The organism is Pseudomonas sp. P1_F7, assembly GCF_056405655.1.
Map to the genome: position 1 here is coordinate 1 of NZ_JBFUBR010000007.1, position 21,587 is coordinate 21,587.

20 protein-coding genes and 1 pseudogene are annotated in these 21,587 nt (G+C 60.2%); 8 read left to right on the top strand and 13 right to left on the bottom strand.

The annotated features are described in order from the left end of the window. Positions 1 to 107 precede the first annotated feature (107 nt). Complete coding sequence (locus AC1D1M_RS12175; protein ID WP_477775825.1) at positions 108 to 1,781, bottom strand: putative bifunctional diguanylate cyclase/phosphodiesterase; 1,674 nt, start codon at positions 1,779 to 1,781, stop codon at positions 108 to 110. A 264-nt stretch (positions 1,782 to 2,045) separates the two neighbouring features. Here AC1D1M_RS12175 and rep point away from each other — a divergent pair, with 264 nt between their 5' ends. Both rep and AC1D1M_RS12185 read left to right on the top strand, forming a co-directional pair. Next, positions 2,046 to 4,055, top strand: coding sequence for a DNA helicase Rep (rep, locus tag AC1D1M_RS12180; RefSeq protein ID WP_108217218.1), 2,010 nt, complete (start codon positions 2,046 to 2,048; stop codon positions 4,053 to 4,055). Positions 4,056 to 4,110: 55 nt separating this feature from the next. Then, the gene (locus AC1D1M_RS12185; protein ID WP_223529233.1) at positions 4,111 to 4,683 is read left to right on the top strand and encodes a xanthine phosphoribosyltransferase; all 573 of its coding nucleotides are present in this window, start codon (positions 4,111 to 4,113) and stop codon (positions 4,681 to 4,683) included. A 93-nt stretch (positions 4,684 to 4,776) separates the two neighbouring features. On the opposite strand, the pseudogene AC1D1M_RS12190 reads toward AC1D1M_RS12185, so the two are convergent. From AC1D1M_RS12190 to dadA, 6 genes and pseudogenes are all read right to left on the bottom strand, one after another. Next, positions 4,777 to 6,600, bottom strand: a pseudogene (locus tag AC1D1M_RS12190) (acetyl-CoA hydrolase/transferase C-terminal domain-containing protein); the annotation flags it as partial. 137 nt (positions 6,601 to 6,737) lie between these two features. Next, positions 6,738 to 7,160, bottom strand: coding sequence for a c-type cytochrome (locus AC1D1M_RS12195; RefSeq protein WP_477776007.1), 423 nt, complete (start codon positions 7,158 to 7,160; stop codon positions 6,738 to 6,740). Positions 7,161 to 7,342: 182 nt separating this feature from the next. Then, entirely contained in the window at positions 7,343 to 7,891 is a 549-nt protein-coding gene (locus AC1D1M_RS12200; RefSeq protein ID WP_007975150.1) for a cupin domain-containing protein, read from the bottom strand. Positions 7,892 to 8,019: 128 nt separating this feature from the next. After that, positions 8,020 to 9,093 carry an alanine racemase gene (gene alr, locus AC1D1M_RS12205; protein ID WP_477775826.1) on the bottom strand — a complete coding sequence of 358 codons (1,074 nt, stop codon included), beginning with the start codon at positions 9,091 to 9,093 and terminating at the stop codon, positions 8,020 to 8,022. Between the two features lie 99 nt (positions 9,094 to 9,192). Then, positions 9,193 to 9,546, bottom strand: coding sequence for a RidA family protein (locus AC1D1M_RS12210; protein ID WP_477763032.1), 354 nt, complete (start codon positions 9,544 to 9,546; stop codon positions 9,193 to 9,195). Beyond that, positions 9,518 to 10,822 carry a D-amino acid dehydrogenase gene (gene dadA / locus AC1D1M_RS12215; protein WP_477775827.1) on the bottom strand — a complete coding sequence of 435 codons (1,305 nt, stop codon included), beginning with the start codon at positions 10,820 to 10,822 and terminating at the stop codon, positions 9,518 to 9,520. The genes AC1D1M_RS12210 and dadA overlap by 29 nt, the downstream gene beginning before the upstream one ends. Positions 10,823 to 10,979: 157 nt before the next feature. Between dadA and AC1D1M_RS12220 the strand changes: the two genes are divergently transcribed. Beyond that, a complete protein-coding gene (locus AC1D1M_RS12220; RefSeq protein ID WP_007975155.1) occupies positions 10,980 to 11,468 on the top strand; it encodes an Lrp/AsnC ligand binding domain-containing protein in 489 nt (162 codons plus the stop codon). Between the two features lie 7 nt (positions 11,469 to 11,475). On the opposite strand, the gene AC1D1M_RS12225 is transcribed toward AC1D1M_RS12220, so the two are convergent. Then, positions 11,476 to 11,829: a YkgJ family cysteine cluster protein gene (locus tag AC1D1M_RS12225; RefSeq protein ID WP_007975156.1), complete on the bottom strand. Its 354-nt coding sequence runs from the start codon at positions 11,827 to 11,829 to the stop codon at positions 11,476 to 11,478. Between the two features lie 147 nt (positions 11,830 to 11,976). Between AC1D1M_RS12225 and AC1D1M_RS12230 the strand changes: the two genes are divergently transcribed. Beyond that, positions 11,977 to 13,284 (top strand): NAD(P)/FAD-dependent oxidoreductase, encoded by a 1,308-nt coding sequence (locus AC1D1M_RS12230; protein ID WP_477775828.1) that lies wholly within the window; start codon positions 11,977 to 11,979, stop codon positions 13,282 to 13,284. 143 nt (positions 13,285 to 13,427) lie between these two features. Here AC1D1M_RS12230 and AC1D1M_RS12235 read toward each other — a convergent pair whose 3' ends face one another. After that, positions 13,428 to 13,673 (bottom strand): DUF1127 domain-containing protein, encoded by a 246-nt coding sequence (locus AC1D1M_RS12235; protein ID WP_477775829.1) that lies wholly within the window; start codon positions 13,671 to 13,673, stop codon positions 13,428 to 13,430. A 179-nt stretch (positions 13,674 to 13,852) separates the two neighbouring features. Here AC1D1M_RS12235 and AC1D1M_RS12240 point away from each other — a divergent pair, with 179 nt between their 5' ends. Together AC1D1M_RS12240 and AC1D1M_RS12245 are read left to right on the top strand one after the other, a co-directional pair. Continuing rightward, positions 13,853 to 15,286, top strand: a complete 1,434-nt coding sequence (locus AC1D1M_RS12240; RefSeq protein WP_477775830.1) for an aminotransferase-like domain-containing protein — start codon at positions 13,853 to 13,855, stop codon at positions 15,284 to 15,286. Positions 15,287 to 15,346: 60 nt separating this feature from the next. After that, a complete protein-coding gene (locus tag AC1D1M_RS12245) occupies positions 15,347 to 16,921 on the top strand; it encodes a phospholipase D family protein (RefSeq protein WP_477775831.1) in 1,575 nt (524 codons plus the stop codon). Here AC1D1M_RS12245 and AC1D1M_RS12250 read toward each other — a convergent pair. Together AC1D1M_RS12250 and AC1D1M_RS12255 are read right to left on the bottom strand one after the other, a co-directional pair. Continuing rightward, positions 16,918 to 18,063 carry an MFS transporter gene (locus tag AC1D1M_RS12250; protein WP_477775832.1) on the bottom strand — a complete coding sequence of 382 codons (1,146 nt, stop codon included), beginning with the start codon at positions 18,061 to 18,063 and terminating at the stop codon, positions 16,918 to 16,920. The two genes, AC1D1M_RS12245 and AC1D1M_RS12250, sit on opposite strands and share 4 nt — an antisense overlap. A gap of 185 nt (positions 18,064 to 18,248) precedes the next feature. Beyond that, entirely contained in the window at positions 18,249 to 19,742 is a 1,494-nt protein-coding gene (locus tag AC1D1M_RS12255) for an aldehyde dehydrogenase (RefSeq protein ID WP_477775833.1), read from the bottom strand. A gap of 223 nt (positions 19,743 to 19,965) precedes the next feature. Here AC1D1M_RS12255 and AC1D1M_RS12260 point away from each other — a divergent pair, with 223 nt between their 5' ends. Beyond that, entirely contained in the window at positions 19,966 to 20,328 is a 363-nt protein-coding gene (locus AC1D1M_RS12260) for a cupin domain-containing protein (RefSeq protein ID WP_477775834.1), read from the top strand. Positions 20,329 to 20,496: 168 nt separating this feature from the next. Next, positions 20,497 to 20,715, top strand: coding sequence for a peptidase inhibitor (locus AC1D1M_RS12265; protein WP_150753847.1), 219 nt, complete (start codon positions 20,497 to 20,499; stop codon positions 20,713 to 20,715). Positions 20,716 to 20,810: 95 nt separating this feature from the next. Here the strand turns inward: AC1D1M_RS12265 and rpmG are convergent, their stop codons facing one another. Both rpmG and rpmB read right to left on the bottom strand, forming a co-directional pair. Then, positions 20,811 to 20,966, bottom strand: a complete 156-nt coding sequence (gene rpmG / locus AC1D1M_RS12270) for a 50S ribosomal protein L33 (protein WP_003177274.1) — start codon at positions 20,964 to 20,966, stop codon at positions 20,811 to 20,813. A gap of 11 nt (positions 20,967 to 20,977) precedes the next feature. Further along, on the bottom strand, positions 20,978 to 21,211 hold the full coding sequence (gene rpmB, locus AC1D1M_RS12275) for a 50S ribosomal protein L28 (RefSeq protein WP_007975166.1): 234 nt from the start codon (positions 21,209 to 21,211) through the stop codon (positions 20,978 to 20,980). Positions 21,212 to 21,587: the final 376 nt, after the last annotated feature.

A 21,587-nucleotide genomic window follows, 5' to 3' on the forward strand; every position in this document is an offset into this window, starting at 1 on the left:
AGCTTGCTCGCGATGAGGCCAGGTCAGTCAACCTCCATGTCGACTGATACACCGCCATCGCGAGCAAGCTCGCTCCCACAGGTTTTGTGCCAACTGAAAAGTCGCGGTCAGCTCACCACTTCCAGCATCGGCTGCTGACTGGAGCCAAGCGTCAGATACTCCACTAACTCGGCCAGCGGCAATGGCCTGCTGATCAAATATCCCTGCACCTGATCGCATTCAAACCCACGCAGCAGATCCAGTTGCTCCGGCGTCTCCACACCTTCGGCGACCACCTCAAGGTTGAGGTTGTGCGCCAGGTTGATCATCGCGTGGACCAGTTTGCGGTTTTCCTCACGCTGCTCCATGCCGCCGACAAAGCTCTTGTCGATCTTCAGCAAGGTGATCGGCAGGCTGTTGAGGTGCACGAACGACGAGAACCCGGTGCCGAAGTCGTCGAGAGAGAAGCGCACGCCAAGGCGCCCGAGGGCGTCCATGGTCTGCTTGACCAGTTCGCTACGGCGCATCACGGCGGTTTCGGTCAATTCGAATTCCAGCCACTGCGCCTCGACACCGCGCTCGGCAATCAGGCGACTCAGGGTCGACAGCAACTGGCTGTCCTGGAATTGCCGGAACGACAGGTTGATCGCCATGTGCAACGGTGGCAAACCCAGCTCAAGCAGCGCCTGCATGTCGCGCAAGGCCCGAGAAATCACCCAGTAGCCCAGCGGGACAATCAGACCGCTTTGCTCAGCCAGCGGCACGAATTCACTCGGGGGCAACAAGCCACGCTCGGCATGGCGCCAGCGCACCAGAGCTTCGAGGCCGACGATTTGCCCGTCCTCAAGGTTGAGGCGTGGCTGGTAGTGCAATTCCAGCTCATCGCGGCGCAGCGCCCGGCGCAGCTCGGTTTCGAGGTCGGCGATGCTGCGGGCATTGCGGTTGATGCGTTCGTTGAAAATGTGAAAGGTGCAGCCCTGGGTGCTTTTGGCCTGCTGCATAGCGATATGTGCATGCCACATCAGCGGATCCGCACCGGTCCGGGCTCGGGCGTAGGCAATGCCCAGGCTGGAACCGATCAGCAGGCTTTCACCATCGACCCAATAAGGCTCGGCCAATGCTTCGCTGATGCGTTCGGCCATCCATTCGGCACGCTGGGGAGCGCGACGGGTGTCGATCAACAGAGCGAATTCATCACTGCCCAGACGTGCCAGTTGATCGCCGGCCTCAAGCTGACTCTTGAGCCGCGCCACCACTTGCAGGATCAGGCGGTCACCGGCCTGATGGCCAAGGGCATCGTTGGCATAACGAAAGTTGTCGAGGTCAAGATGACCGAGGGCCAGGCCACGACCGTCGTTTTCCGCCAGCCGCGCTGTCAGCAGCGTCTGGAAGCCCTGGCGATTGGCGATGCCGGTGAGCGGATCTTGCTCGGCCAGGCGTTGCAGAGTGTTTTCCAGGACTCCACGCTCGCGCACATGGCGCAGGCAACGGCGCAACATGCCGGGATCGAGCAGATCGCGCACCAGCCAGTCACTCACACCGTCAGGCGGGGTCAGCGGCTCATGGTCGAGCAGCAACACCGTCGGCAGGCTGCAACGGCCCGGCGCCGGTTGAAGTTGCGGGATGGTCAATAACACCGCGCTGCGGTTGTCATCAAACAGGCTGCTGACCGACTCCCAACTCGGCGCGCTGATGAGCACGGCCGAGCTCCCCATAGGAGCCAGACACTCGCGCAACAACGCTGCCCACGCTGGCTCTTCGGCCAGTAGCAGCAAACGCAAGGGTTCGACAGGCGTAGACAAGCTAGCTCCCTAGACTCTGCAAAGATGTAGGCGACGGGCATTATGCCGTTCCGATGACCAATGACAATGACATCAGTTGGCAAAACGAGCCCTTTGTAACTGGAATTACGAACATTAGCCGCAAATTCGTTGCGCATCCTGCGTGAAAGTAACAAAACCGGCAATTGCAGAAAGCGCGGTACGTCACAAGTCGGACAGAGCAGCACAATTCGCTGAGCCTGTTAAAATGCCGGCCCATTTTGTGACTGACTCCTGAATTTACCTATGTCCCGACTCAATCCCCGGCAGCAAGAAGCCGTGAGCTACGTCGGCGGCCCTCTTTTGGTGCTCGCCGGTGCAGGCTCCGGCAAGACCAGCGTGATCACGCGCAAAATCGCGCACCTGATCCAGAACTGCGGCATTCGCGCCCAGTACATCGTCGCCATGACCTTTACCAACAAGGCCGCCCGTGAAATGAAGGAACGGGTCGGCACCCTGCTGCGTGCCGGTGAAGGGCGCGGGCTGACGGTCTGCACGTTCCACAACCTGGGCCTGAACATCATCCGCAAGGAGCACGTGCGGCTGGGCTACAAGCCGGGCTTCTCGATCTTCGACGAGACCGACGTCAAGGCCCTGATGACCGACATCATGCAGAAGGAATATTCGGGCGACGACGGCGTCGACGAGATCAAGAACATGATCGGCGCCTGGAAAAACGACCTGATCCTGCCGGCCCAGGCCCTGGAAAATGCGCGCAACCCCAAGGAACAGACCGCCGCCATTGTCTACACCCACTATCAGCGCACGCTTAAGGCGTTCAATGCGGTGGACTTCGACGACCTGATCCTGTTGCCGGTGAAGCTGTTCGAAGAGCACGCCGACATCCTGGAAAAGTGGCAGAACAAGGTGCGTTACCTGCTGGTCGACGAATACCAGGACACCAACGCCAGCCAATACCTGCTGGTGAAAATGCTCATCGGCAAACGCAACCAGTTCACCGTGGTGGGCGACGACGACCAGTCGATCTACGCCTGGCGCGGCGCTCGCCCGGAAAACCTGATGCTGCTCAAGGAAGACTACCCGTCCTTGAAAGTGGTGATGCTGGAGCAGAACTACCGCTCCACCAGCCGCATCCTGCGCTGCGCCAACGTGCTGATCTCGAACAACCCCCACGAATTCGAAAAGCAGTTGTGGAGTGAAATGGGCCACGGCGACGAGATCCGCGTGATCCGCTGCCGCAACGAGGACGCCGAGGCCGAGCGCGTGGCCATGGAAATCCTCAGCCTGCACTTGCGCACCGACCGCCCCTACAGCGATTTCGCGATCCTCTATCGCGGCAACTACCAGGCCAAACTGATCGAACTGAAGTTGCAGCATCACCAGGTGCCGTATCGTCTGTCCGGTGGCAACAGCTTTTTCGGACGTCAGGAAGTGAAAGACCTGATGGCTTACTTCCGTCTGATCGTGAACCCGGACGACGACAACGCGTTCCTGCGGGTGATCAACGTGCCGCGCCGCGAGATCGGTTCGACCACGCTGGAGAAGCTGGGCAACTACGCCACCGAGCGCAAGATCTCGATGTATGCCGCCACCGACGAGATGGGTTTGGGCGAGCATCTGGACAGCCGCTTCACCGATCGCCTGTCGCGCTTCAAGCGTTTCATGGACAGGGTGCGCGAGCAGTGCGCCGGCGAAGACCCGATCTCGGCCCTGCGCAGCATGGTCATGGACATCGACTACGAGAACTGGCTGCGCACCAACAGCTCCAGCGACAAGGCCGCCGACTACCGCATGGGTAACGTCTGGTTCCTGATCGAGGCGCTGAAGAACACCCTGGAAAAAGACGAAGAAGGCGAGATGACCGTCGAGGACGCCATCGGCAAACTCGTCCTGCGCGACATGCTCGAGCGCCAGCAGGAAGAGGAAGACGGTGCCGAAGGCGTGCAGATGATGACCTTGCACGCCTCCAAGGGCCTGGAATTCCCCTACGTGTTCATCATGGGCATGGAAGAGGAAATCCTCCCGCACCGTTCCAGCATCGAAGCCGACACTATCGAAGAAGAACGTCGCCTGGCCTACGTGGGCATTACCCGCGCGCGCCAGACCCTGGCCTTTACCTTCGCCGCCAAGCGCAAGCAGTACGGCGAGATCATCGATTGCGCACCGAGCCGCTTCCTCGATGAGTTGCCGCCGGACGACCTGGCTTGGGAAGGCAACGACGACACACCGACCGAAGTCAAAGCCGTGCGCGGCAACAACGCATTGGCGGATATACGCGCGATGTTAAAGCGCTAGAATTGACCACTTTTATATGACCTTCGGCGCACAGGCGCCAAAAGAGGACAGCTTCATGGAAGCCCTGCACAAGAAAATTCGCGAAGAAGGCATCGTGCTTTCCGACCAGGTCCTGAAAGTCGACGCCTTTCTGAACCACCAGATCGACCCGACCCTGATGAAGCTGATCGGCGACGAATTCGCCACGCTGTTCAAGGATTCGGGCATCACCAAGATCGTCACCATCGAAGCCTCGGGCATTGCCCCGGCGATCATGACCGGCCTGAACCTCGGCGTGCCGGTGATTTTCGCCCGCAAGCACCAGTCCCTGACCCTGACCGAAAACCTGCTGTCGGCGACCGTGTACTCGTTCACCAAGCAGACCGAAAGCACCGTGGCCATCTCCCCGCGCCACCTTACCAGCAGCGACCGCGTGCTGATCATCGATGACTTCCTGGCCAACGGTAAGGCGTCCCAGGCACTGATTTCGATCATCAAGCAGGCCGGCGCCACCGTGGCGGGCCTGGGCATCGTGATCGAGAAGTCGTTCCAGGGTGGCCGTGCGGAACTGGACTCGCAGGGTTATCGCGTAGAGTCCCTGGCCCGCGTGAAGTCGCTGGCAGATGGTGTTGTGACCTTTATCGAATAAAGCCGCCACAACGCACATCCCCCTGTGGGAGCGAGCTTGCTCGCGATTGCATAGTGTCAGTCGACATCTTCGTTGACTGATACACCGCTATCGCGGGAACGCTGCCGCCTCCGGCGCATCCAGCGCTGCCTTGCCCAGGTCCAGCACCTCGCTCAGCTTGAACTTGCTCTTGAGCCAGTTCAGCGCCCGCAACAGATCCCGCTCGACCTCGGTGAAATCACAGCCCAGCGGATACTCCGGAAACAGCTGCGGATGCCGCGCCTGAATCTCCTGCAAGCGTTGCGGACTGTTGTCGGCAAAACGCGGATCGAGACGGAAGTCCTTCGGCAATTTGCCGACCTTCTGCGCCTGCTCGATCAATCCCGACTGAAAACGCGAGTCGCTGATATTCAGCAGCGCCTCGATCACGGCCGCATCGGTTTTGCCGCGAAGATCGGCGATGCCGTATTCGGTGATCACGATGTCCCGCAAGTGTCGGGGAATCGTGCAGTGGCCATACTCCCAGACGATGTTCGAGCTGACGTCGCCGCCGGACTCGCGCCAGCTGCGCAGCAACAACACCGAGCGCGCGCCTTGCAGTGCATGGCCCTGAACCACGAAGTTGTACTGCCCGCCTACGCCGCTGAGCACACGTCCGTCTTCAAGCTGATCCGCCACCGCGGCACCGAGCAAGGTCACGGTGAACGCGGTGTTGATGAACCGCGCATCCAGGCGCTGCAAGCGCTTGAGTTCTTCCTGGCCGTAAAGCTCGTTGATGTAGCTGATGCGGGTCATGTTGAATGCAAGCCGCTTGCTTTGCGGCAACTCGCGCAAGCGTTCGTAGTAGCTGCGCGGACCGAGGAAGAATCCGGCGTGCACCGAGATGCCATCAATTTGCGCGGCCTCATCCAGGGTGCCGGCATTCGCCTGCTGTTGGGTCGCCACGTCCGGGTAAACCTTGCGCCGCACGATCCCGGCATCGGCTAGCACCAGCAATCCGCTGACGAACATTTCGCTGCAGCCATACAGGCCTTTGGCGAAGGGTTCGATGCCGCCTTCGCGCTCGATCAGTTGCGCCCACTGACTGAGGTTCACCTCGGCGAGCAACGCCTTGTAAGCGTCGTTGTCGGCCTGTCGCGCCAACAGCGCCGCCGTCAGCGCATCGCCCATGGAACCGATGCCGACCTGCAAAGTGCCGCCGTCACGCACCAGAGTGCTGGCGTGCAAGCCGATGAAATGGTCCTGACACCCCACCGGCATGTTCGGTGTGGAGAACAGCGTGGTGTTGTCCTTCTGGTCGATCAGAAGGTCGAAGGTGTCGATGCCGAGCTCCGCATCGCCGGGCATGTAAGGCAGATCGTTGTGCACCTGGCCGACCATCAGGATGGTTTCTCCGGCGGCGCGGCGCTTGGCAATCATCGGCAACAGGTCGAGGGTGATGTCCGGGTTGCAGCTCAGGCTCAAGCGGTCGGGATGTTCGGCATCGCTGGCCACCAATTGCGCCACCAGGTTCAACCCGGCGGCATTGATGTCCCGCGCCGCATGGCTGTAGTTGCTGCTGACGTAATCCTGCTGCGCCGTGGCACTGTTGAGCAGACTGCCGGGCTGCATGAAGAATTGCTGGATGTGGATGTTGCCCGGCAACGTATCGCGACGCAGGTCGGCGAGGAGATCCAGCTCCGGATAATCTCCGAAAACCCGCTCGATAAAGGGTTCGAGAAAGCGCTTTTGCAATCCGTCGCCCAAGGGCGGACGGCCCAGGCACAGCGCGGTGTAGATCGTCAGCCGCCGCTCGGGCAGTTGCGCGATACGTCGATACAACGCGTTGACGAAGTGGTTGGGTTTGCCCAGGCCCAGGGGCAGGCCCATGTGGATATGCGTCGGCAACCGTGCCAAGACGTCATCGACTGCCTGTTCGATAGAGCACAGCTGAACCATCGGATCCTCCCTCATGCGTCATGACTTGGGGTTGGACCGAGCTTGCCGGGTCTTTGCCGCAATGAACAGCCACCGGGGTCAAATCACAGGCACAAAAAAGCCGCTCGAAAGCGGCTTTTCAGCAGGAAGACCCAGGCTTATTTCAGGCCGGACATCTTCTGGATGGCGCCTTTGAGCTCGGCGTCTGCACAATCGGCGCAGGTGCCTTTTGGCGGCATCGAGTTGATGCCGGAGATCGCCTTGGCGAGCAGGCCGTCAACACCACCTTCTTTCTTGGCACGCTCGCCCCAAGCAGCGGCATCACCGATTTTCGGCGCGCCCAGCAGGCCTGAACCGTGGCAAGCGTTGCAATGTTTTGCAATCACTTCATCCGGGGTTTTCGCACCACCGCCGCCACCCGCGGAAGCGGCCACTTCCATGCCCTTGCACTCTTTACCCTGAACACAAACCTGGCCGACTGGCTCAAGGCGTTTGGCGATATCGTCGTTGGTCGCAGCTTGAGCGCTGACACTGACAGCCCATAGGGCCAATACGGTTGCTGGTGCAGCCAGCATTTTCATAATTAGGTTCACGCGTTCACCCTCAATGGTGGCTAGTCACGCCTACGGCCACGGTTCGCAGGCGGGCGCAAGTATAGCGGTAAGCCCGTCGCACTGAAACAACCCTAAAGTCGGAAGGGTCTTAGGCTGCGGCGGAAAAACGGCCCGGGCGCCTCTGCGATGCTGGCAGGACGCCTCTTCTCTTAGAAATTCGCCGGCGTGGCTGCGCTGATTAGTCGCGCTGGCGCATCGAACGGATTTCGGAAACGGTGTGGCTTGGTACTTTCAAAGTAGTAGCTATCGCCGGCTTCGAGGACAAAAGTTTCGAGACCGACCACCAGTTCCAGTTTTCCTTCGACCAGGATGCCGGTTTCCTCGCCCTCATGGGTGAGCATCTCGTCACCGGTGTCGGCGCCTGGCGGATAGATTTCATTGAGGAATGCGATAGCCCGGCTCGGGTGCGCCCGACCGACCAGCTTCATGGTCACGGCGCCATCGGAAATATCGATCAGCTCGTTGGCCTTGTAGACGATCTGGGTCGGTTTTTCCTGCAGGATTTCTTCGGAAAAGAACTCGACCATGGACATGGGAATCCCACCCAGCACTTTGCGCAGCGAACTGATCGAAGGGCTCACGCTGTTCTTTTCGATCATCGAAATGGTGCTGTTGGTGACACCCGCCCGTTTGGCGAGCTCACGCTGGGAAAGGCCTTTGAGCCTACGGATGGATTGCAGTCGTTCACCGACGTCCAAAGCTTGCGCCTCCAGGATTCAAAATTGTTGGGATAGTGAACGTTATCATGGCGACAGCGTTCAGTATTTACAACACTTTGACCTGAATCCTGTTCAGCGAGGCGACTTCCGGTCTGGAGCCCCGCGCACTAAGCTCCGGAATAGAGCAGTGGCACCCGGCGCAGGTTGCAGAAAATCTGGTAAGGAATCGTCCCGGCTGCCATGGCCACATCGCTGGCGAGGATGTTTTTGCCCCACAACTCGACGATCGAACCGAGACCGGCCTGCGGCACATCGGTCAGGTCGATGCAGAGCATGTCCATCGACACCCGGCCGATCAACTGGCTGCGCTGCCCGGCAACCAGCACTGGCGTGCCGGTCGGCGCCAGACGCGGGTAGCCATCGGCGTAACCCATGGCCACGACGCCAATGCGCATCGGTTTAGGGGTGATGAATTTGGCGCCGTAACCAACGGGCTCGCCAGCCGGCAATTCGCGCACACTGATCACTTTCGATTCCAGAGTCATAACCGGTTGCAGGCGCGAGGCCACTTCGTTGGCTTCTTCGAAGGGCGTGGCACCATAGAGCATGATGCCGGGGCGCACCCAATCGCTCGGAATCTGCGGCCAACCGAGCACCGCCGGCGAGTTGCGCAGGCTGACCTCGGCGGACAAGCCCTTGCGCGCGGCTTCAAATACCGCCACCTGATCGGCGCTGGCTTGCTCGTGCAGTTCGTCGGCACGCGCAAAGTGGCTCATCAGCACCACTTTCGCGACCTTGCCGCTGGCCAGCAGCCGTTGATAGGCCGCCTGATAATCCGCCGGATGCAGCCCCACGCGGTGCATGCCGGAATCGAGTTTGAGCCACACGGTAATCGGTTTGCTCAACGTCGCTTTCTCAATGGCTTCGAGCTGCCACAGCGAATGCACCACGCACCAGAAATCATGCTCGACGATCAGCGCCAGCTCATCGGCTTCGAAAAAGCCTTCCAGCAGCAGGATCGGCGCACGAATGCCCGCCGCCCGCAGCTCCAACGCCTCTTCGATGCAGGCCACGGCAAACCCGTCCGCCTCGGCTTCCAGCGCCTGGGCGCAACGCACCGCGCCATGGCCATAGGCATCGGCCTTGATCACCGCGAGGGCTTTGGCCCCCGTGAGTTCACGGGCGATTCGGTAGTTGTTGCGCAGGGCTTGAAGGTCGATCAGGGCACGGGCAGGACGCATGGCGGCAGACTTCTGGTCGGGTAATCGGGAAGAAAAACCGGTGCTGGCTGACAGCGTGAACCACCAACAGCACCGGGAGAGGGATCTTTTTTGACAGGCTTATGGCAGAGCGGCGACAACCGACAGCTCGACCAGGATTTGCGGTTCGCACAATTTCGATTCAACCGTGGCACGAGCCGGGGCGACGCCTTTTGGCAGCCACTTGTCCCACACCGCGTTCATGCCTTCGAAATGCGCATCGATGTCTTTCAGGTAAATCGTCACCGACAACAGATTGTGCTTGTCGGTGCCCGCCAGATCGAGCAAACGCTCGATGTTGGCGAGGGTTTCACGGGTCTGCTGTTCAATCCCGGCGTTCATGTCATCGCCGACCTGTCCGGCCAGGTAAACCGTGCCGTTATGGGTGACGATCTGACTCATGCGCTCATTGGTGAGCTGGCGCTGGACTGACATGCTTTGCAGGCTCCTGGGTTTTGCTGCCATAACGGGAAATATCGAGGCCTTCGGCGCTGATCTGTGGCTTTTTCTTCGCCATCAGGTCAGCCAGCAAGCGACCGGAGCCACAGGCCATGGTCCAGCCGAGCGTGCCGTGGCCGGTGTTCAGGAACAGGTTCTTGAACGGTGTGGCACCGACAATCGGGGTGCCGTCCGGGGTGGTCGGACGCAGACCGGTCCAGAAGCTGGCCTCGGCCAGATTGCCGCCCTGAGGATAAAGGTCGTTGACGATCATCTCCAGGGTTTCACGCCGACGCGGGTTCAGCGACAGGTCAAAACCGGCGATTTCAGCCATGCCGCCGACGCGGATGCGGTTGTCGAAACGGGTGATCGCGACCTTGTAGGTCTCGTCGAGAATAGTCGAAGTCGGGGCCATCGCCGAGTTGGTGATCGGCACCGTCAGGGAGTAGCCCTTGAGCGGGTACACCGGCGCCTTGATCCCCAGCGGCTTGAGCAGCTGCGGCGAGTAGCTGCCGAGTGCCAGCACGTAGCGGTCGGCGGTTTCCAGCTTGCCGTCGATCCACACGCCGTTGATCCGGTCACCAGCGAAGTCGAGGCGCTGAATGTCCTGGCCGAAACGGAATTGCACACCTAGGTTCGCAGCCATCTCGGCGAGCTTGGTGGTGAACATCTGGCAGTCGCCAGTCTGGTCGTTCGGCAGGCGCAGGGCACCGGCGAGGATGTCCGTGACGCTGGCCAGCGCTGGCTCAACGCGGGCAATGCCTTCACGGTCGAGCAGTTCGAACGGCACGCCGGACTCTTTCAGCACGGCGATGTCTTTCGCGGCGCCGTCGAGCTGGGCCTGGGTGCGGAACAGTTGGGTGGTACCGAGGCTGCGGCCTTCGTAGGCGATGCCAGTCTCGGCACGCAGTTCATCGAGGCAGTCACGGCTGTACTCGGACAGACGAACCATGCGCTCCTTGTTCACCGCGTAACGGCTGGCGGTGCAGTTGCGCAGCATCTGTGCCATCCACAAGTACTGGTCGATGTCGGCTGTGGCCTTGATTGCCAGAGGCGCGTGACGCTGCAACAGCCACTTGATGGCCTTGAGCGGCACGCCCGGCGCGGCCCACGGCGAGGCATAACCCGGCGAGACCTGTCCGGCGTTGGCGAAACTGGTCTCCATGGCAGCAGCCGGCTGCCGGTCGACCACCACCACTTCGAACCCGGCACGGGCCAGATAATAAGCACTGGTGGTACCGATGACGCCGCTACCCAAGACCATGACGCGCATTTTCAAATCCCTCATCGCGGCTAACCGCTGACGTTTGTTATTCAGAGCTTCAGATGCGCGCAGTGTAAAAAAGATTTGCCAGTGCTTTTCACTATATAAGCGCTTATATTTGGCGACAATTCTCGGCAAAAACCCTTTTCACGGAGGCGCATCCCCTATGCGTACCAACACTCAGACCAAACGTGAGCTGGACAAGATCGACCGCAACATCCTGCGGATCCTGCAAGCGGACGGGCGGATTTCCTTTACGGAGCTTGGGGAAAAGGTCGGGCTCTCGACCACGCCCTGTACTGAGCGGGTCCGGCGTCTGGAGCGCGAAGGGATCATCATGGGCTACAACGCCAGGCTCAATCCGCAGCACCTGAAGGGTAGTCTGCTGGTATTCGTCGAGATCAGCCTGGACTACAAATCCGGCGATACTTTCGAAGAGTTCCGACGTGCGGTGCTGAAATTGCCCCATGTGCTGGAGTGTCACCTGGTGTCAGGGGATTTCGACTACCTGGTGAAGGCGCGGATTTCCGAGATGGCTTCGTACCGCAAGTTGCTGGGCGACATCCTGCTCAAGCTGCCCCACGTGCGCGAGTCCAAGAGCTATATCGTGATGGAAGAGGTGAAAGAGAGCCTGACCTTGCCGATTCCGGATTGAAGATCTTTTAAACCAACACCTGCCGAGTGCTGGCCATGTACTCGAACACCTGCTTCTCCACCCGCGGATGAATCAATTCCACCGGCCCGCGGCCATTCGGGCACGGCAAGGTCTTGGTGGTGCCGAACAACCGGCAGATCAGCGGCCGCTCGTCATACACCGTGCAACCATTCGGCCCCAGATGCACGCAATTGAGCTCTTCCATGGCGGCATCCTGCTCGGCGCGGGTCTTGCGCGGCAGACGCGACATTTCTTCGGGCGAGGTGGTCACCGGCCCGCAGCAGTCATGGCAGCCGGGAACGCACTCGAACGAGGGAATCTGTTGTCGCAATGTGCGGATTGTCTGGCTGTTGCAGCTCATTGAAACGGTGACCGATAGCGGAATAGAGCGCGATTCTGACGCAAAAGCACCGATCCAGACAGCACCAGCCGACCAATGTTGCCCGTTCGGGAAGGTCCGGCTTATGCTCCGTCAGGTTTTCCAAACGCAAGCATCAGGAACACGCAGATGAATGCCCGTGCTCAACAGCCTGCCCTGAACCATGCCGCGTCCTACTACGCCGCCAGCAGCCTGCCGCAGCCCGAACTTCCTGCGCTCAAAGGCGAGGTGCTGGCCGATGTCTGCGTGGTGGGCGGCGGGTTTTCTGGGTTGAACACGGCGCTTGAGCTGGCCGAACGCGGCCTCAGCGTGGTGTTGCTTGAAGCCCATAGAATCGGCTGGGGCGCCAGTGGACGCAATGGCGGGCAGCTGATTCGCGGCGTCGGCCACGGCCTCGATCAGTTCACCAACGTCATCGGTGCCGAGGGCGTGCGGCAAATGAAACTCATGGGCCTGGAAGCCGTGGAAATCGTCCGGCAACGGGTCGAGCGCTTCCAGATCCCCTGCGACCTGACCTGGGGTTACTGCGACCTCGCCAACAAGCCCCGCGACCTTGAAGGCTTCGCCGAGGACGCCGAAGAACTGCGCAACCTCGGCTACCGCTACGAAACCCGTTTGTTGCAAGCCAACGAGATGCACACCGTGGTCGGCTCCACGCGTTACGTCGGCGGCCTGATCGACATGGGCTCAGGACACCTGCATCCACTGAACCTGGCCTTGGGCGAAGCTGCAGCGGCACAACGACTGGGGGTCCGACTGTTCGAGCACTCGGCCGTGACCCGCATCGACTATGGCCCCGAGGTCAAGGTCCATGCAGCCGAGGGCTTGGTGCGCGCCAAAACCCTGGTGCTGGGTTGCAATGCCTACCTCAATAACCTCAACCCGGAGCTCAGCGGCAAAGTCCTGCCCGCCGGCAGCTACATCATTGCCACCGAACCGTTGAGCGAAGAACTGGCTCACGCCCTGCTACCGCAGAACATGGCGGTCTGTGACCAGCGGGTGGCGCTGGACTACTACCGGCTCTCGGCGGACCGGCGCCTGCTGTTTGGCGGCGCCTGCCATTACTCGGGCCGCGACCCGAAAGACATCGCCGCGTACATGCGTCCGAAAATGCTGGAAGTCTTTCCGCAACTGTCTGGAGCGAAGATCGATTACCAATGGGGCGGCATGATCGGCATCGGCGCCAACCGCCTGCCGCAGATCGGGCGACTCAAGGACCAGCCGAACGTGTACTACGCCCAGGCCTATTCTGGTCATGGCGTGAATGCTACGCACCTGGCCGGCAAGCTGCTGGCCGAAGCCATCAGCGGGCAGCACAGTGGTGGTTTTGATTTGTTTGCCCAGGTGCCGCACATCACCTTCCCCGGCGGCAAGCATTTGCGTTCGCCGTTGCTGGCGTTGGGGATGTTGTGGCATCGGCTTAAAGAGTTGGTCTGAAAGATTCCCTGCGTCTTTGCCGACGCTATCGCGAGCAAGCTCGCTCCCACAGGGAATGATGGTGTTCACAAGATTTGTGTTCACCGCCGTTCCTTGTGGGAGCGAGCTTGCTCGCGATGAGGCCCTGAAGAACTCTGCAAAACTCAGATCCTCCAGAAAGGCTTCAGCCCCTCCTCCCGCGCCTGCTCCCGCGTCAGCCCGATATCCTTGAGCTGGTCGGCCGTCAGGGCCAGCAAGGCCTTGCGCGTGTGCAGGCGACGCCAGAACCGGTCCCAGCGACTCAGGCCGGACGACGCATTGTGCATGCCCGCCTCCCGCGTGCCGTTGTTCTGCCCGGTCGCCAGTTCCTGACTGTGTAACGTCAGCCGCACATCGCTCAAACCGTTCATCTTGGATGCTCCTGTTTACTTGGGTAGCCAGAGGTTCCATGATGCGTGGGCGCGCAAAAGCATTACAGATTCAAAGCACCTGTATTAAATCAATACAGTTTTGCCGATTCCGCTACTGAATCCTGATTTTTCGCCTGATCTGTACTGGTTAACCGAATCACCCCTATCGAGGCTGCACCATGACCCTTTACGTCAACCTCGCCGAGTTGCTCGGCACACGTATCGAACAGGGCTTCTATCGCCCCGGTGACCGGCTGCCCTCGGTACGGGCGCTGAGCGTCGAGCACGGCGTCAGCCTGAGCACGGTGCAGCAAGCCTATCGGGTGCTGGAAGACAGCGGGCTGGCCACGCCACGGCCAAAATCCGGCTACTTCGTTCCCGCCAGTCGCGAATTGCCGGATTTGCCGGCGGTCGGTCGACCGGCGCAGCGCCCGGTGGACATTTCCCAATGGGATCAGGTGCTGGAACTGATTCGCGCGGTCCCACGCAAAGACGTGGTGCAACTGGGCCGCGGTATGCCGGACATCACCAGCCCGACCATGAAGCCATTGCTGCGTGACCTGGCGCGAATCAGCCGGCGGCAGGACATGCCCGGTCTGTATTACGACAACATCCACGGCAACCTCGAACTGCGCGAACAAATTGCTCGCCTGATGCTCGATTCCGGCTGCCAGTTGAGCGCCAGCGAACTGGTGGTCACCACTGGATGCCATGAAGCGCTGTCCACCAGCATTCGCGCGATCTGCGAGCCGGGGGACATTGTCGCGGTGGACTCGCCGAGCTTTCACGGCGCAATGCAGACCCTCAAGGGCCTGGGCATGAAAGCCCTGGAAATCCCCACCGATCCGCTGACCGGCATCAGCCTGGAGGCGCTGGAACTGGCCCTGGAACAGTGGCCGATCAAGGTCATACAGTTGACCCCCAACTGCAACAACCCGTTGGGCTACATCATGCCAGAGTCGCGCAAACGCGCGTTGTTGACGCTTGCGCAACGGTTTGACGTGGCGATCATCGAGGACGATGTGTATGGCGAACTGGCTTACACCTATCCACGCCCGCGCACGATCAAGTCCTTCGACGAGGACGGTCGCGTCCTGTTGTGCAGCTCGTTTTCCAAGACCCTGGCACCGGGCCTGCGTATCGGCTGGGTCGCGCCCGGCCGCTATCTGGAACGGGTGCTGCACATGAAATACATCAGCACGGGTTCCACCGCGCCACAACCGCAGATCGCCATCGCCGAATTCCTCAAGGGCGGGCACTTCGAACCGCATTTGCGGCGGATGCGCACGCAATACCAGCGCAATCGCGACCTGATGATTGATTGGGTGACCCGCTACTTCCCGGCCGGCACCCGCGCCAGTCGTCCGCAAGGCAGCTTCATGCTGTGGGTGGAATTGCCGGACAGCTTCGACACCCTGAAACTGAATCGTGCACTGCACGACCAGGGCGTACAGATTGCCGTGGGCAGCATCTTTTCCGCCTCCGGCAAGTACCGCAATTGCCTGCGCATGAACTACGCTGCCAAGCCAACACCGCAGATCGAAGACGCGGTGCGCAAGGTCGGTGCGACAGCGATCAAACTGCTGGCGGAAACCGATCAGCTGAGCGACTGACTTTTATTCGGGAATCAGCGTCCATATGCCCATCTGCGCCGCCAAACGGAACGATCCTACGTGAGAGTCAGACAGCCCCTGCTTGCTCTTCTGCTGCTCGCCACGTTCCTGGGCGGCTGCTCCAGCTTCGATGTACAGCGTGTGCCGAGCCAGGCGTTACCGGCTTCAGACTCCGCATTCGGCCGCTCGGTCCAGGCGCAGGCCGCACCTTACAAGGGGCAATCGGGCTTTCGCCTGCTATCGGACAGCACCGAGGCCTTCACCGCCCGCGCCGAACTGATCCGTAACGCCCAAAGCAGCCTCGACTTGCAGTACTACATCGTGCATGACGGCATCAGCACGCGCATGTTGATCCAGGAATTGCTAAAAGCCGCTGACCGGGGCGTGCGGGTGCGGGTACTGCTCGACGACACGGCCAGCGACGGCCTGGACCGGGTCATCGCTACCCTCGCCGCGCATCCGAACATCCAGATCCGCGTGTTCAACCCGCTGAACCTGGGCCGCAGTACGGGGGTGACGCGCACCGTGGGCCGGCTGTTCAGTCTGTCGCAACAGCATCGACGCATGCATAACAAGTTGTGGCTGGCGGACAACAGCATGGCCATCGTCGGCGGGAGAAATCTGGGGGACGAGTATTACGATGCCGGGCCCAACATGAATTTCACTGACATCGACATGCTCAGTGTCGGTCCGGTTGCCGAGCAACTCGGGCATAGTTTCGACCAGTACTGGAACAGCGCCCTGAGCAAGCCGATCGACGAATTCCTGTCGAGCAAACCCACACCCCAGGACCTGGAAAACACCCGGGCCCGACTGGAAGAGTCCCTGACGGAAACGCGCAAACAGAATCACGCGCTCTACAAGCACTTGATGACCTTCACCACCCACCCACGCCTGGACATCTGGCGCCGCGAGCTGATCTGGGCCTGGAACAAGGCATTGTGGGATGCGCCGAGCAAGGTACTGGCCAAGGGCGAGCCCGATCCGCAGTTGCTGCTGACCACGCAACTCGCACCTGAACTCAGTAACGTCAGCAAAGAGCTGATCATGATCTCGGCCTACTTCGTGCCCGGCCAGCCGGGACTGGTGTACCTGACCGGGCGCGCCGATGCCGGCGTTTCGGTGAGTTTGCTGACCAATTCACTGGAAGCCACGGACGTTCCCGCGGTACACGGTGGTTACGCGCCCTATCGCAGGGCGCTGCTGGAGCACGGCGTGAAGCTGTACGAACTGCGTCGCCAACCCGGCGAGGAAGGCAGTAGCGGTAGTGGGCCGCATCTGTTTTCCAGCAGTTCCTATCGCGGCTCTGACTCCAGCCTGCACAGCAAGGCGATGATCTTCGACCAGCAGAAATCCTTTATCGGCTCGTTCAATTTCGATCCGCGCTCAGTGCTGTGGAACACCGAAGTCGGCGTGCTGGTGGACAGCCCGGAGCTGGCCACTCGTGTCCGCGAACTGGCGTTACAGGGCATGGCACCGGCCCTGAGTTATCAGGTGGAGCTGGAAAACGACCAGATCGTCTGGACCACCGAAGACGACGGCAAAATGCACACCCTGACCAAGGAGCCTGGGAGTTGGTGGCGGCGTTTCAATGCGTGGATGAGCAATACGGTCGGGCTGGAGAAAATGCTCTAGGCCGGATCGGCAAGCGCACCAAACGCCCCTTGCCGCGACACCACAATCAACACGCCCAAGGCCCCCACCGCCATCAACAACGGCAACGCATGACCGTTGATCCACTGGCTGCCGGCACCCGCCAGCAGCGGCCCGATCAGACAACCAATCCCCCACAGCTGTGCAATATGCGCGTTGGCCCGCACCAGTGCGTCGTCGCGATAACGCTCGCCGATCAGGATCAACGACAAGGTGAACAAGCCGCCGGCACTGGCGCCAAACAAGACCCACAGCGGCCAGATCAGCAGCGTGTCGATCAGCATCGGAATCGCCAGGCTCGACAACAGCAAGACGACTGCGCAACCGGTAAACAACGCCCGGCGTGACAAGCGATCGGCCAACGCACCAATCGGCAATTGCAGCACCGCATCGCCGACCACCACCGTACTGACCATCGCCAGGGCGATCTCCGTGGTGAAGCCCTGGCGCAGGCAATAGACCGGCAACAACGTCAGAATCATCGCCTCGAACGCGGCGAACAGCGACACCGCCCAGGCAATCGCCGGCAGGCCACGACAGAACTGAAGCAAATCACGCAGGGTCACGCTGCTGGCCTCGCTGCTCGGCGCACCACTGCGCCCCAGCAACAGAAACGGAGCTGCCATCAACAAACCGACACCCACCCAAAAGCCATAATCGTGCTCGGTGCCAAGGAAGCCCAGCAACACCGGCCCGGCCAGCTGACTCAATGCGTAGCTGCTGCCATACAGCGCCACCAGCCGCCCGCGCCATTGCTCGACCACCAGTTGATTGATCCAGCTTTCACCGATGATGAATACCAGGGTCAGGATCACCCCGATCATCAACCGCAAGACCAGCCAGATCGGATAGCTCGGCAACAACGCCAACAAACCGATCGAAACCGCCCCGGCCCACAGGCACAGGCGCATCAGATTGGCCGTGCCGAATCGCGCCGCCAGATGGCTGGAGATTTTCGCCCCCAGCAGGACGCCGATGGCCGGCATCGCCGCCATCACGCCAATGGCAAACGAGCCGTAGCCCCAGCTTTCCAGGCGAAACGACACCAGCGGCATGCTGACACCCAAGGCCAGGCCGACACTCAGGACAGATGCCAAAACGGCGAAATAAGTCGCCCAACGCATGTTCCACGCTCCTGTGGATATTTTATGTACAACACAAAACAATGTGGGAGCGAGCTTGCTCGCGATAGCGGTACAACATTCAACATTGAAGTCGACTGTTACACCGCTATCGCGAGCAAGCTCGCTCCCACAAGGGAACTGTGTCGTTCGGGAGGCCTGGTACTCAACAGGCCTCCGTCACTGACTTACAACTTGATCCAGGTCGCCTTCAGCTCGGTGTATTTGTCGAACGCGTGCAGCGACTTGTCGCGACCGTTGCCGGACTGCTTGAAGCCACCGAACGGAGCGGTCATGTCGCCGCCATCGTACTGGTTGACCCACACGCTACCGGCACGCAGTGCGCGAGCGGTGAGGTGAGCCTTGGAGATGTCGGCAGTCCAGACCGCAGCGGCCAGGCCGTACGGTGTGTCGTTGGCGATCGCGATGGCTTCTTCTGCGCTGTCGAAAGCGATGACCGACAGCACTGGTCCGAAGATTTCTTCCTGGGCGATTTTCATCGCGTTGCTCACACCATCGAAAATCGTCGGTTCAACGTAAGTGCCGCCAGTTTCCTGGAGCGTACGCTTGCCACCGGCCACCAGCTTGGCGCCGTCGGCATGACCGGATTCGATGTAGGACAGCACGGTGTTCATTTGCTGGGTATCGACCAGTGCACCAACGTTGGTCGCCGGGTCCAGCGGATTGCCCGGCTTCCAGGTTTTCAGGGCCTCGATCACTAGCGGCAGGAATTTGTCCTTGATCGAACGCTCCACCAGCAGGCGCGAACCAGCGGTGCAGACTTCGCCCTGGTTGAAGGCGATGGCGCCAGCTGCGGCTTCGGCAGCGTCTTGCAGGTTCGGCGCATCGGCGAACACGATGTTCGGGCTCTTGCCGCCGGCTTCGAGCCAGACGCGCTTCATGTTCGACTCGCCGGAGTAGATCAGCAGTTGCTTGGCGATCTTGGTCGAACCGGTGAACACCAGGGTGTCGACGTCGTTGTGCAGGGCCAGGGCCTTGCCGACGGTGTGGCCATAACCCGGCAGCACGTTCAGCACGCCTTTCGGGATACCGGCTTCGACAGCCAGTTCAGCGATGCGGATGGCGGTCAGCGGGGATTTTTCGGACGGCTTGAGGATCACCGAGTTACCGGTGGACAGCGCAGGACCGAGTTTCCAGCACGCCATCATCAGCGGGAAGTTCCACGGCACGATGGCGCCAACAACACCCACCGGCTCACGGGTCACCAGACCCAACTGGTCGTGCGGGGTGGCTGCCACTTCGTCGTAGATCTTGTCGATGGCTTCGCCGCTCCAGCTCAGGGCTTGCGCCGCGCCGGGAACGTCGATGTACAGGGAATCGCTGATCGGCTTGCCCATGTCCAGGGTTTCAAGCAGGGCCAACTCTTCGGCGTGCTGTTTCAGCAGGCCGGCGAAACGGATCATGGTGGATTTGCGCTTGGTCGGCGCCAGGCGCGACCAGACACCGGAATTGAAGGTGGTGCGAGCGTTTTCCACAGCGCGCTGGGCATCGGCGGCGTCACAGCTGGCAATCCTGCCCAGCAGACGGCCATCGACCGGGCTGATGCACTCGAAGGTCTCGCCGGAAACGGCGGCGGTGTATTCGCCATTGATATAGGCGCGGCCTTCGATTTTCAGGTCGCGGGCACGTTGTTCCCAGTCGGCACGGGTCAGGGTGGTCATGCGAGTGTCCTCCTCTTATTGATACGACACCCGCGTTCTTCGCGGGCGCTGTCAGGAATTCTGCCCGGCCAGCCTGCTTTTCGGCCCAAGGCATCCACCACCCTAAACCAGCCGCACATGAAGTTTCAATATATTTGACAAAACGCCGGCAAACGGCCTTGCGATGTTCATTTTAATAAACATAGACTTTGAGCCTTTCTACGTAATCACGGGGATAACAACAATGAACATCCAGAACGTCGTCGACTTCAGCCAGGCCACCACCGCCGCCGAACGCTACCGCCCAGACGCAGCCAAAGTGCTCAAGGGCGACCCGGAGCAAGCGGTTTATAACCACTACAACAGCCCTTGTGGTCAGTTGAACGCTGGCGTGTGGGAAAGTGAAGTCGGGCAGTGGACGGTGAACTTCACCGAGCACGAATACTGCGAGATCCAACAGGGGGTTTCGGTGCTGCGTGACAGCGAGGGCAATGCCAAGACCCTGCGCGCAGGCGACCGCTTCGTGATCCCTGCCGGCTTCAAGGGCACCTGGGAAGTGCTGGAGCCGTGCCGCAAGATCTACGTGGCGTTTGAACAGAAGGCTTGAACCCACATCGAAACAGTCGCTGACATCCTGCCGCTGGCCCAGGACAGCGACGCCGGGTAAGACTTGCTGACAGGTGCCACGTATTTCATCGTCGGGACGGTAACGCACAGGACGTGCAGCCACCCGGCGACGTGGGCGCCCCAACCAACAGTCATGCAAGGAGGCAACATGCCAGTCTTACCCGATCAATGCGATCTCGCCATCGCCCAATACACCATCGGCCAGAAATGCACCCCGCAACTGCTTGAAGAGGTTCGCGCCTTGGCCAACGGCGCGCCAGTGCGAGCTACTGGACCGAAGTACCCTTCGAGCTGGGACCTGCGCCCACGACGCATCAACCTGCATACCAATGCCGACAGAATCATCGTCAGCATCAACTGTGGCTGATTCGTTTCGGCGCTGACGGAACAACCTGATTCCCGCGCAACAAAAAAGGCCCGTATCTCGCGATACGGGCCTTTTTCGTAAGAGGGAAAAATCAATTACTTGATTTTGCCTTCTTTGTAGATCACGTGCTTGCGAACAACCGGATCATATTTCTTGATCTCGATTTTGTCCGGGGTAGTACGCTTGTTCTTGTCGGTAGTGTAGAAGTGACCAGTACCGGCGCTCGAAATCAAACGAATCAATTCACGCATGATTAGCTCCCTTAAACCTTGCCATCGCGGCGAAGTTCGGCCAGCACGACAGTGATGCCACGCTTGTCGATGATACGCATGCCTTTGGCAGATACGCGCAGACGCACAAAACGTTTCTCTTCTTCAACCCAGAAGCGGTGATGCTGCAGGTTCGGCAGGAAACGACGACGGGTTTTGTTGTTTGCGTGGGAAATGTTATTCCCGGTTACCGGACCCTTACCGGTAACTTGACATACTCTAGACATGCCTCAGCCCTCTAAAACCACATGCCCAACCCGGCATGGGTTGGCCGCTTAATCTCTCAGTCATTTGGCGCCAGGCGCCGCGTTTCTTTAGAGGTCTTACCGGCTACACCTACAGTGAAGGAACCGGGCCCCTAGAAAAGAGCGCTGCTTTATACCAGAAAGACTGGAGAGCAACAACATTCAGTGTGCGTAGAATTCACAAAAACCCCGCTTTCCGGGCTCCGAGCGCCTTGGACAAAGGCTATCGTCGATGGCGACCGCTCGTCGCAGAGAATCGCTCATCGAGCCAACCTGGGGTTTTGCTCAACCGCTGCACAGCAAAATCAGTCGCCTATAGTCCTCTCAAAATGAAAAAGGGGATAGTCATTTGCAAAAG